Source organism: Ruminococcus flavefaciens 007c, assembly GCF_000571935.1.
GTDB lineage: Bacteria > Bacillota > Clostridia > Oscillospirales > Ruminococcaceae > Ruminococcus > Ruminococcus flavefaciens_F.
This window is the reverse complement of the sequence record NZ_ATAX01000006.1, coordinates 104,087-115,711: the sequence shown is the minus strand read 5'-3', so window position 1 is coordinate 115,711 and position 11,625 is coordinate 104,087. Positions and strand designations below refer to the sequence as shown.

The window sequence follows — 11,625 nt, the reverse complement described above, 5'->3', positions numbered from 1 at the left end:
AGTAAGGGCGCACAGTGTGCGCCCTTTTTACGTTATATTCTTCCGAGTTAATGAACGTGCCTCAAAATGGACTGTGTTCCTTTGGCAGAGTACGGAGGAGGACGCCTCGCGAGTGAAGCCCTTCCTCTTAATAAAACAGCAAAGCTCCCGACAGCGGGAGCCTGCTTATATTATATGGAGTGAAAATGAATGTATCAGTCTTCGATGTCAGTCTGATCCTTATCGCCCTTTTTAAGGAAATCGGGAAGGTCTGATTTGTCTGCCTTGCTGTTTTTACCGGGCTTTTCAGCCTCTTCAGACTTTTCTTCGGTCTCTTCATCGGCCTTTTCATCGTCATCTGTCTCGGCAGGCTCTTCCTCTTCGGCGGCCTTCTTCTTTTCGTCGTTGTCCTTCTTCTTGTTTTCTTCCTTGTCGTTGTCAGAATCCTTTTCCTTTGGCTCTTCCTTTGCATCGAGAGTTGCTTCAACGGTCTTTTCCTCACCGTTCCTTATGAGAGTGATCTCGATGGTATCGCCGGCGGAATACTTGTTTTTCTGAGCAGTGAGCTCAGATGTTGTCTTTACGGTAACGCCGTTTACAGCAACGATAATGTCGTTTTCCTTGATGCCTGCTTTATCAGCGGCACTGCCCTTGTTTACGCTGCCGACGAATACGCCTACGGGCATATTGTACATCTTGGAAGCAGACTCTGAGACGTCCTGGCAGGAGATACCGAGCTGAGGCTTTCCTGTAACATAGCCGTACTTCATGATATCGTCGATAATGGAAGCAGTTAAGTTAGAAGGTATAGCAAATCCGATACCCTCGATAGATGCTCCGGATGTGGAGTAGGACGAAGACATCTTTGAGGAGTTGATACCGATAACCTGACCGTATTTATTGATGAGCGGTCCGCCGGAATTGCCCGAATTGATGGCCGCATCGGTCTGGATAAGGTTCATGGGCTTATCGGCTATGGTGATATCACGGTCAAGACCTGAGATCATACCGCCTGTAACTGTGTTCATGAGCTCAAATCCGAGAGGATTGCCGATGGCTATAACTGACTCACCAAGCTGGAGGTTATCGCTGTTGCCGAACTCTGCAGCTGTGAGACCTGTTTCGTCGATCTTGAGAACTGCCAGATCAAGGTCTGTATCGTAGCCGATGATCTCAGCGTCATAGGTCTTGTCATTTGAAAGAAGAACAGAAACTTCCTGAGCCTTTTCTGCACCGTATTCGCTGTCGTATATTACATGGGCGTTTGTAACGATGTAGCCGTTTTCTGAAACGATAACGCCTGTACCTGTACCCTTATACTGTTTTGTTGAAGGTGTCTGCTCGCCGAAGTTGAATCCGAAGCCGCCAAAATCAAAGAAATCGCTTGGCATCTGTGACTGGAAGTTCACAGCCTCAAAGGTGGACTCGATGCCGACAACAGAGGGGAGGATTTTCTTTACGGCTTCTTCAGTGGAAAGAGCCTTGCCGTCAGCTTCCACAGGATCGATTATGCTGACTGTCTGAGCCTTCATGATGTCCTTGGAGGTCTCCTTTGCGGTCTTTTCAACGTCCTTGTCAATATCCTCTACCAGAGAGCTCTTTGAAAAGCTCTCACCTGCGAAATAGCGGTAAGCACCGATAGAACCTGCTGATACAACAGCCATTGCCATTACCATAGCAGCAGCCTTGATGCCTGTATGCTTTTTCGGCTTCTTGGGGGAGTTGCCTCCGTCAGCGCTGAAGCCGTTATATTCATTCTGATTGTCCTGCTGGGGATTGTAATTATAATTGTACTCATTCATGATGATCACTTTTCCTTTCAGTTTCTTTCTGAGGTTTCCCTCAAGCTTTGATTATATTATATTTGGTGTATGTGAAATAAGTTTGCGGTAATTGTATAGCTTTTGAGAAGTTTTTGTGTAAATTCTATCACAATTCGGGCGGCAATGTGAAAACAGTGTTAAAACATGGAAAATCAGCCCTTGCATTATTCAGAGATATATGATATAATAGTAACATTATTATATAAGGAAAGGGATCTTATGGACAGTTCAGACATATGGAAAATAGTTCTGGTCGTAGCAATGATGATCTTTTCTGCGGTATTCTCAGGTACAGAGACAGCTTATTCCAGCGTGAACAAGCTCCGTCTCAAGAACTATGAGGCTCAGGGAAGCAAAAAGGCGAAAAAGGCACTGAAGCTTGCGAACCGTTTTGACCAGGTCCTCACGGCGGTGCTCATAGGAAATAATATCGTCAATATTGCCACATCATCAGTAAGTACCATAGTTTTCATAAAACTTATGGGCAGCAAGGGCGCAGCAGTTTCTACTATCGTGATAACAGTGCTGGTGCTCATTTTCTGCGAGGTGCTGCCGAAATCATATGCAAAGAAGAACGCGGAAAAGCTGGCTCTTGCCTTTGCAGGGCCGCTGTCGTTCCTGGTAACTCTGTTCAAGCCGTTCGTATGGCTGCTCAATAAGCTTTCCTCATTAGTGGCCAAGGGTGACCAGGCTCCCAGTGTTACCGAGGACGAGCTGAAGTATATGATCGATGAGATCGAGGAGCAGGGCGTCATCGAAGAGCAGGAGAGCGAGCTGGTAAAGAGTGCTCTTGAATTTGATGAAATAAACGTAAATGAGATACTTATCCCGCGAGTAAAGGTAGTGGGAGTGGAGCTGGGCTCGACTATCGACGAGATAAAGGAGCTTTTCAGCACAGAGATGTATTCACGTCTTCCCGTTTATGAGAAAAGCCTTGACAATATACTTGGTATCATCACAAACAAGGCCTTCTTCAAAATGCTCGTGGAGGGCGGCAGCGACATAACCTCCATAATTCAGGAGGTTCCCCATATTGCCGATACCAAGCTCATCAGCGAGGCTATGCGTGATATGCAGCGCTCAAAGGTACACCTTGCGGTAGTCATCGACCAGTACGGCGGTACAAAGGGTATCGTTACCCTTGAGGACATCATCGAGGAACTGGTAGGAGAGATTTACGACGAGGACGACGAGATAGAGACTAATATCATGATGCTTGCCCCCGATAAGTACGAGGTGGCAGGAGATATGAGCATAAGTGATATGCTGGAGATGCTGGATCTTGACGAGAATATGATAACTACGGATTATACCTCCGTCGGCGGTTGGGTAACAGATGTTATGGAGCATATCCCCGAAGCAGGCGAGACTGCCGAAAGCGGCATATTCCGCATAACTGCTGCAGAGGTAAATGAGCAGAACGTTGAAAAGGTCATTATTGAAGTTCTTCCCACCGACGATGACGATGAAGAGGACGAGGAAGAAGAATAGAACTAAGAGCTGATATTGCAGGGGCTGCCTTTGGCAGCCCGTTCAGTTATTGAGTAAAGTGAGGCGTTCAGAGCCATGAAAAAGAAAAAAGGAAACCTTCTTGTGATCACAGGTATTGTATTTCTCATTGCAGGAGCATACATAAACTACTGGAGATTCCGCTGGCTCATATGCTGGATAGGTTATGTTACCGATCCCGAACCAAAGATAGGCATTATAGGCGGCGGCATGGATCCTGTACAAAGGTTCTTCCTTGATATGAATATCCTGGAAATAGCAGGCATGGTGATGATAGCGGCAGCTCCCGCACTCATTGTCATGGGAGCAGTGATTATATGCAGCAGACAGCGTCCCAAATAATATGACAAAACGAAAGCTCCCGAAGCAGTACACCTGTTTCGGGAGCTTTTTTTATTCTACAGTACCCTCACTTCTGCCGATAGTGAGGACATAGTCCTTGTTTATGGGCATGATGCCCTGAGGTTCAACATTCTTGACTGTGTTGTCGGGGAGCTTTACCGACCATGTCTGGTCTGAAAGATTGCGGAGAGCGTGCTTGCTGGGATCCTTTTTATTGCGGACGACCTCGCCGATGATCTTGTGGAAGTCTCCCTCAGTGTCGCTTGCCATACCGTCGTAGAGCTTGGCGCCGCCGAAAGCAGGCAGTTCAAAGCGCTTGAACTTTATGCTGTCGGTGCAGGTGAGCTGACCGCCGCAGTACATACAGTTCACGGAGTATTTCGGGGCGATGAAGGTCTCCTTGCCGCAGTGAGGGCAGGGAACAGTCTCGCTTCTGAGCTTTACGAAGGCGTCCAGCCATGTCATCTCGATAACACGGTCATAGGGAGGCTTTACAGAGCTCTTGCCGAAGGACTGTATGAACAGGTTGCGGATATAGTCGGGGTATATCTTCCAGAAACGGAGAGTATTGGTGTTGAGCTGGTTATTTGCGGCATTCCTGTCGTCCTCGGGATCGAGAACGAAAACGGGATCTTCGCCGTAGAACTTCTTTTCAAGCTCGGGAGTCATGCACGGAGGAGTAGAATACTTTCCCTCCAGAGGATGCTCGATGAAGAGCATACGGAAGAGTATGACAGCCAGTGAGAAACGGTCGGAGCGTTTGTCGGGAGAACCGCCCATAACGACCTCGGGAGCCATATAGCGCTGCTTGCCTGCGATACCGAAGTTCACGCCTCTTTCGGAAACGTTGTCGTTGTCGCATATGAGCACATCACCGTTAGCTGGATTGATGAAGAAGTTGCCGTTATTCAGATCCTGATAACTGTATCCGTCGTTGTGGAGAGCACGGAAGCCCTCGATGATATTGATAGCGGCATTGCAGCGTGCAGTAATATTGGCGAAGCTTGCCTTCATGCGTCTTGTCTTGGGATCCCAGAGCAGGAATCTTGTGAGCTCCTCATAGCCATTGGGACGGAGAGGCATGATATAGCCGAAGCTGCCGTCGATCCAGTTGGAAAGCTCTACAGGCCAGAGAAAGTTCTTTGTGGGAGCTCCTTTTTTTATGTTTGCCCTCAGGTTCTCATAGAACTCCTGGGGGTTCTTCATTTTTTCGATAGTGGACTTGTGATACCATTTCAGCGCCATTTCCTTGCCGCCGCATTCCACCCTGTAAACGTTTCCCTGACCGCCTCCGCCGAGGAATTCAAGGATAGTAAAGGTCGAGTTGTATACAGTCCTGCCTTTGTAGCCTACTTTTAATTCTGCCATAATTGACTCCTTTCATAATCCCTATATGGATTCAGGCGGAGGAGTCCGCCCGAATGATCATTGATTTGAAAATTCCTCATTCTGAGGAAGTCTCGTGGTAGCGGGAGCAGCTTCTGTTGCCGCCGGTATCTCCGGTCCGGGAGCCTGCGGAGTTTCTGCAGGAGCTCCGCCCACAGACAGAGTATTGGAACAGAGCCATTCACACCAGTTCGAGTAGTATTTAGCCAGCAGATGTGCGCCGTCGCTGGTTATATCGTCCTGGAGAGCGCCCTCGGTGTTGTCAAAGGTCTCATTCTCATCGATGTAGCATATATTTTTATTGATGTCTGCCATCTCGTTTATACGGCTGTTGAGCATATTTATGCGCTCATTGTTGATAACATTGTTTTCGTATCCCAGTGTAACATGGAGATTGGCCATAAGGTATATCACAGCGTCGGGCTGCACCTCGCGTATGCCGTCCACAAGCTTTCTGTAAGCCGCAACAGTGGATTCTATGTCGTTTCCGACCTCATTTATACCCAGCATAACGTATATCTTGCCGTACTTCTTTGCGTTGAGGGTGCCCCAGACCGTATTGCCGTTGACATAGGCATTGTCTATCTTGTATGCCGAAAGACCGATGTCGCAGAAGTAATCCGCATTTTTCAGCGTACCGTAGTCACGTATGCCCACTGTACGGGAATCGCCTATGAACAGAGCGTCGTTGAAATACTCAGGACCGCTCTGAACGAAGTTGTTCACGGGAGCAGCGGGAGCAGTAGTGGTTTCTGTCGTATCGGCAGGAGCCGTAGTCTCGTTCTCCGATGTGGGCTGAGAGCTGTCGGGAGTTTCCGCAGTGGGCTTTTCGGGCTCTTTCTCGGTCTGTGAGGTAACGGCAGGCTTTGCGGGAGCCTTAGGCTTGCTTACCTCGCTGTTTTTCCATATCTGTTTATATATCCTTGGCGAAGCCACCACGCAGGTGAGCAGCAGTATCACCGTATATATACATTGTTTCATTTTACTCACGCTTGTCTCTCCTTAAAATCTGAAATACATGAATGGATCGTCCAGACCTCTGTACATACAGTATACCGAGGCCCAGAATACTATCAGCAGGGCGACGGCTGTAATGACAGAGTTCTTCATTTTCTTGTACACAGCTTCGGGTATCCTGGTCGAGAACAGCAGACCTGCCGCGAAGTACTTCCAGTATTTCTGCCAGTAGTGTACGTAGTCCTTGTCCATGACAGCGAAGGTCTTCTGGGGCAGGAACGGGAGAAGTCTCTTGAAGTATATGCCCAGCTCATGGAAGTCGGTAACGGCAAATATGAGCCATGTCAGTGGAATGATTAAGAGCATATACGCATGGCCGACGATCTTGTTCTTGTTGAGGAACTTTCCTGTCCAGTGCTTTTCGGTCATTATTATCACGAAGAGGACCATTCCCCAGAGCACGAAGTTCCAGCTTGCGCCGTGCCAGAGACCTGTGAACAGCCATACTATGAAGGTATTGCGGAGAGTAGCGAAGCTGCCCTTGCGGTTGCCTCCGAGAGGTATGTAGATATAGTCCTTGAACCAGGTACCGAGAGTCATATGCCAGCGTCTCCAGAACTCCGTCATAGTCAGGGACATATACGGATGATCGAAGTTGCGCGGCAGCTCAAAGCCCATGATCTTTCCGAGGCCGATAGCCATGAGGGAATAGCCGCAGAAGTCGAAATAGAGCTGGAAAGAGTAAGCGAAGGTACCCAGCCATGCAAGGGGAGAGGAGATGCTTTCATAGCCTATGGTGGAAATATCGCTCCACAGTCCGCCTATCTGGTTGGCGATGAGGACCTTGTAGCCCAGACCAATGGTAAAGGTCTTGAGGCCGTCCTCCACCTTCTGTACAGTGTGAGTGCGTTTTTTCAGTTCCTTTGCAACGTGGTCATAGGTAACGATAGGACCTGCGATGAGCTGAGGAAACATACTTATGTAAGCGCCGTAATTGACGAATTTCTTTTCAGACTTTGCCTTGCCGCGGTAAACGTCAGCTATGTAGGAGACGTTCTGGAAGGTATAGAAGCTGATACCTATGGGAAGGATAATATTCTTTACCGTAAGGCTCTGGTGGAAGAAGTGATTGATGTTTTCCGTGCCGAATGCCCAGTATTTGAAGAATATGAGCCACCAGAAATTGAACAGGACTCCGAATAAGAGCCACAGCTTTTTGGTATGCCGGCTGTTTTCGATGAACTGCCCGACAATGAAGTTGAGCAGAACAGTCAGCAGGAAGAGGATAATGTACACGGGTTCCTTTACGCCGAGGCTGTAGAAGAAAACGCTTCCCGCGAAGATTATCAGGTTACGGTATTCCCTTTGTGAGGCAAGATAAATACCGACAAATACCGCCAGAGCTGCCATCACGAACAGCATGGTGGGGAGGATGTTATGGATATGTAGCTTGCGGTAGGTAACTATGCCGAATGCAATGCTTCCGATGAATATAATAGCATCTCTTAACTCTTTTCGTGAAGCCGAATAGGCTATCATAAAAACAGGAAGGAATATGAAAATAAATTCCAGGCTGCTGAAAACCAAATATACCACCCTTTGTAAAATCTTTTGTTCTTTTTATATCAATATGCTTTTCTTTCCGAACTGCGAAAAATAGCATCATAAAAACTCATACACTATTATTTTACACGTTTGCTAATTAAATGTCAATAGCTTTGGAATAATGTGGCAATTTGCAGTAAACAGCAGGCTAAAGGGGTCAAATTTCTGCATCTTTCGACAATAGAATCACAGCTCCCGTCGTAATCGACAAAAACGGAGCATCTGTTTTGTATAAAACGCAGAAATAAAAAACTTTTTTTCTGAAATTCAATGGTTTTTCGTTGAAATTCCGCATTTTTTCGCCTGTATACAGAGGGCGGTTCATCTTCACTGTATCAGGAGGATAAAAAAGCGGCAGCCCTGCGTTCTGACGGAGCTGCCGCTGTCGGGAAAACTGCTGCTTCCCGCGGTTATATCTTTGTAACAAAGGGCGTAATGAGTATCATTATCATGCAGACGGGGCAGATATACTTTATCATCACGCTGTAAAGGAGCTTAGAGCGGAAGCGCTTTTCGCCGAACATTACTTCCTCCTCTATGTATTTTGTCTTTACCCTGAAGCCTATGAGTATGCAGGTGAAGAATGAGAGTACAGGCATCATGATGTTATTGGTGGTGAAATCGAAGAAGTCGAGTATCTGCATACCGAAGAGCTTGAAGTCAGCCCAGACGCTGTATCCGAGTACCGAGAGCATACCGATGGCAAGCGTCACGGCAATGACCGCAAGACAGCTCTTTGCTCTGCTGAGTCTGAATTTCTCCATGACAACAGCGACCACAGTTTCCATGAGGGATATTGAAGATGTAAGAGCTGCAAGGGAAACGAGTATGAAGAAAGCGGTTCCGATGACCTGACCTGCGGGCATTGAAGCGAATACCTTGGGCAGGGTTATGAACATAAGTCCCGGACCTGCGTGGAGAGCGGACTTGTCACCACCGGAGAATACGAACACGGCTGGAACGATTATAAGACCTGCAAGGAAGGCTACGGCAGTATCGAATATCTCTATCTGTCTTACCGAGCTTTCGAGAGAGTCGTCCTTGCGCATATATGAGCCGTAAGTGATCATGATACCCATGGCTATGGACATGGAGTAGAAAAGCTGGCCGCAGGCAGCTGCAATGGTCTTCAGCAGCTTTGAAGCAGTGAATCCCTTGAAATCGGGAAAGAGATAATACTTCAGGCCGTCTGCCGCACCGTCGAGAGTGAGAGTGTAGACAGAGATGCCTACTATAAGGATAAGAAGTACGGGCATAAGGAACTTGCTTAATTTTTCAATGCCCTTTTCCACACCCAGAAAAACCACCGCGGAAGTGAGGAGCACGTATATGATAAAGAATATTGCAGGCTGTTCAAACAGACTGATAAAGTGCTCGAAGAATGAAAGCTTTGTTTCGCTGCCGCCCACTGTGTACTCTGCAGCGGAAGCGGTCTCACCTCCGCCTGTGATGAATACGGTCATATATTTTAGCACCCAGCCTCCGATAACGCAGTAATAGGGGAGGATAAGCGCAGGTATTACAGCTGCGAGGAGCCCCATGGGAGCAAAGTGTCTGTCTACGGTCTTATATGCGCCGATAACACTTTTTCCCGTGCGTCTGCCGATAGCGATCTCGGTGAGCATAAGGGTAAAGCCGAAGGTAACAGCAAAGATAAGATATACCAGCAGGAAGATACCGCCGCCGTATCTGGCTGCAAGGTAAGGGAAACGCCAGATATTGCCCAGACCTACCGCAGAGCCTGCCGCAGCCAGTACAAAGCCTATCTTTGAGCCAAAGCCTCCTCTTGAAGAAGCTGTCTTGTTTTCAGTTTTCATTTGGATACATTCCTTTCGTTTGTCTTATACCTGATGCCGGGCTCATAAAGAAGCAAAGCCTGAAAGCGGTTTGCAGCCGCTTTCAGACCTTATCTGTTATTATGGAACAGGATCCCATGATCTTATGCTTATTCTATGCCTGCCTGCTGTTTTGCAGCGGTAAGTGTGTTCTTCATAAGCATAGCGATAGTCATGGGGCCAACGCCTCCCGGTACGGGAGTGATGAAGGAAGCCTTTTTCTCGGCAGATTCAAACTCAACGTCACCGCAGAGCTTGCCGTTGTCGAGGCGGTTCATGCCGACGTCGATAACAACAGCGCCTTCCTTTATCATATCGCCTGTAACGAAGTTGGCTCTTCCGATGGCAACTACGAGAATATCGGCTCCGAGGCAGATCTCCTTGAGGTTCCTGGTCTTGGAGTGGCATATGGTAACGGTGCCGTTCTTCTGAAGAAGGAGCATAGCCTGGGGCTTGCCTACGATATTGCTTCTTCCGATAACAACACACTGCTTTCCTGTGATGTCAGTGCCTGTGCTCTCGATAAGGCGCATAACGCCAGCAGGAGTGCAGGGCAGGAAGGAGTATTCGCCGATCATTATTTTGCCAACGTTAATGGGGTGGAAGGCGTCAACGTCCTTATCGGGCGATATAGCGTTGATAACAGCCTTTTCGTCGATATGCTTGGGAAGAGGGAGTTGAACGAGTATACCGTTTACTCTGTCGTCGCGGTTAAGTACGTTTACCAGGTCAAGGAGCTGCTCCTGAGTGGTATTTTCCTCCATTGCATACTCAAAGGACTGGAAGCCCACTGCCTCGCAGGCCTTCTTCTTGTTGTTGACGTAAACTCTTGAAGCGGGATCGTTGCCTACGATAACTACCGCAAGACCTACCTTGAGACCTTTTGCGTCCCTGAGCTTTGCTGTTTCCTCTGCTACCTCAGCCTTTACTGCTGCTGAAACTGCTTTTCCGTCGATTATCTGTGCCATTTATTTATCCTCCTTGTTATCATCGGACGCTTCGTCCTCTGTATCGTCATCGGACTCATCGTCCGCATTTTCGCTGTCAGTGTTTTCCCCTGCGATATGGGGAACAAACTCGTCATTTTCGTCATCTTCATCATCGTCGTCATCGCCGCCGAGTATGGAGTTCTCTGCGCCGAGCTCGTCCTCGTCGAAGTCGTCGTCATCGTCATTGAAGATGTCAAGATCCTCATCGTCGTCGCTGCTGCCTGCCTTGGCGTCCTCCTTGGAGATGCCCATGCGCTTTCTGCGGCTCTCTTCGATGAGCTTGTGTGATTCCTCGGTGTTGGAGTAAAGCTCAAAGCACTCGGGATCGCGTTTCCTTCTTATGAAGAATATTATCTGGAGTATTACCGATACTACGAATATAATAGCCGATAATGCCTGAGAAACACGGATATTTCCAAGCATAAGGCTGTCTGTTCGGAGTCCCTCCACCAGGAAGCGCTCGGCTCCGTACCATGCAAGGTACATGAGGAAGATCTGTCCGTCGTACTTTCTGCGCTTTGAAAGGAATGCGAGTATTACAAATCCCAGCAGACACCATACCGACTCATAAAGGAAGCAGGGGTGTACGGGCTTTTCCCAGAGCATTTCCAGACCGTTCTTGTACATATCTCCGTCCATGGACATACCGTCGGCGATGGTACGCTGTATCGTGCCGCCTGTCATGCCGAGGAAGGAGCCTGTGTTTGTACCGAAGGCCTCCTGATTAACGAAGTTGCCCCAGCGTCCGATGCCCTGGCCTATAAGAAGTCCCAGCACCGTAACGTCCAGCATGGGGAGAGCTCTTACCTTGCGTATCCTTGCTATGATATATCCCACAAGGAAGGCACCGATGATACCTCCGTATATGGCGAGACCTCCCTGACGGGTATTGATTATCGCTTTAAGGTCCCATTTGTACTCGTCCCAGCGCATGAGCACGTAATAAAGCCTTGCACCGATGATTCCGCCGATAACGCCGCCGATGATAACATCAATGGCTCTGTCCGGGTCGATACCGAAGCGCTTTGTCTTGGGGAGAACATAGATAAGGGCAAGTATCAGTCCGATAGTGATAAGGATGCCGTACCACTGTATCTGTATTCCGAATACTGTAAAGGCGGTGGGATCAATGCTGAATTTCCAGCCGAGTTCCGGGAATCGTATTTCATGGGGTTCTAAGAGTGTTGTTTCGTTCATAGG

The 11,625-nt window shown here is 48.2% G+C and carries 9 protein-coding genes; 2 read left to right on the top strand and 7 right to left on the bottom strand.

The features are described 5' to 3' along the window. Positions 1-194 precede the first annotated feature (194 nt). Positions 195-1,781, bottom strand: a complete 1,587-nt coding sequence (locus RF007C_RS01150; protein WP_037296519.1) for a S1C family serine protease — start codon at positions 1,779-1,781, stop codon at positions 195-197. A 240-nt stretch (positions 1,782-2,021) separates the two neighbouring features. On the opposite strand from RF007C_RS01150, the gene RF007C_RS01145 reads away from it, so the two are divergent. Both RF007C_RS01145 and RF007C_RS01140 read left to right on the top strand, forming a co-directional pair. Continuing rightward, positions 2,022-3,293, top strand: coding sequence for a hemolysin family protein (locus tag RF007C_RS01145; protein ID WP_037296518.1), 1,272 nt, complete (start codon positions 2,022-2,024; stop codon positions 3,291-3,293). Between the two features lie 75 nt (positions 3,294-3,368). Then, entirely contained in the window at positions 3,369-3,653 is a 285-nt protein-coding gene (locus tag RF007C_RS01140) for a hypothetical protein (protein ID WP_037296517.1), read from the top strand. A gap of 51 nt (positions 3,654-3,704) precedes the next feature. Here the strand turns inward: RF007C_RS01140 and RF007C_RS01135 are convergent, their stop codons facing one another. From RF007C_RS01135 to lgt, 6 genes are all read right to left on the bottom strand, one after another. Continuing rightward, positions 3,705-5,021 (bottom strand): protein kinase domain-containing protein, encoded by a 1,317-nt coding sequence (locus RF007C_RS01135; protein ID WP_037296516.1) that lies wholly within the window; start codon positions 5,019-5,021, stop codon positions 3,705-3,707. A gap of 57 nt (positions 5,022-5,078) precedes the next feature. Further along, positions 5,079-6,020, bottom strand: coding sequence for a GDSL-type esterase/lipase family protein (locus RF007C_RS16170; RefSeq protein ID WP_051456461.1), 942 nt, complete (start codon positions 6,018-6,020; stop codon positions 5,079-5,081). A 21-nt stretch (positions 6,021-6,041) separates the two neighbouring features. Beyond that, positions 6,042-7,592, bottom strand: a complete 1,551-nt coding sequence (locus RF007C_RS01125; RefSeq protein WP_343203223.1) for an MBOAT family O-acyltransferase — start codon at positions 7,590-7,592, stop codon at positions 6,042-6,044. A 419-nt stretch (positions 7,593-8,011) separates the two neighbouring features. Continuing rightward, entirely contained in the window at positions 8,012-9,418 is a 1,407-nt protein-coding gene (locus tag RF007C_RS01120) for a sodium-dependent transporter (RefSeq protein ID WP_037296515.1), read from the bottom strand. 128 nt (positions 9,419-9,546) lie between these two features. After that, positions 9,547-10,404 carry a bifunctional methylenetetrahydrofolate dehydrogenase/methenyltetrahydrofolate cyclohydrolase FolD gene (gene folD, locus RF007C_RS01115; protein ID WP_037296514.1) on the bottom strand — a complete coding sequence of 286 codons (858 nt, stop codon included), beginning with the start codon at positions 10,402-10,404 and terminating at the stop codon, positions 9,547-9,549. After that, positions 10,405-11,622, bottom strand: a complete 1,218-nt coding sequence (lgt, locus tag RF007C_RS01110; RefSeq protein WP_037296513.1) for a prolipoprotein diacylglyceryl transferase — start codon at positions 11,620-11,622, stop codon at positions 10,405-10,407. It lies immediately after the preceding gene. Positions 11,623-11,625: the final 3 nt, after the last annotated feature.

Coding starts and splice junctions, on each gene's coding strand:
- RF007C_RS01150 (WP_037296519.1), bottom strand. CDS start 1,781: ATGAATGAGTACAATTATAATTACAATCCCCAGCAGGACAATCAGAAT.
- RF007C_RS01120 (WP_037296515.1), bottom strand. CDS start 9,418: ATGAAAACTGAAAACAAGACAGCTTCTTCAAGAGGAGGCTTTGGCTCA.
- RF007C_RS16170 (WP_051456461.1), bottom strand. CDS start 6,020: ATGAAACAATGTATATATACGGTGATACTGCTGCTCACCTGCGTGGTG.
- lgt (WP_037296513.1), bottom strand. CDS start 11,622: ATGAACGAAACAACACTCTTAGAACCCCATGAAATACGATTCCCGGAA.
- RF007C_RS01145 (WP_037296518.1), top strand. CDS start 2,022: ATGGACAGTTCAGACATATGGAAAATAGTTCTGGTCGTAGCAATGATG.
- folD (WP_037296514.1), bottom strand. CDS start 10,404: ATGGCACAGATAATCGACGGAAAAGCAGTTTCAGCAGCAGTAAAGGCT.
- RF007C_RS01135 (WP_037296516.1), bottom strand. CDS start 5,021: ATGGCAGAATTAAAAGTAGGCTACAAAGGCAGGACTGTATACAACTCG.
- RF007C_RS01140 (WP_037296517.1), top strand. CDS start 3,369: ATGAAAAAGAAAAAAGGAAACCTTCTTGTGATCACAGGTATTGTATTT.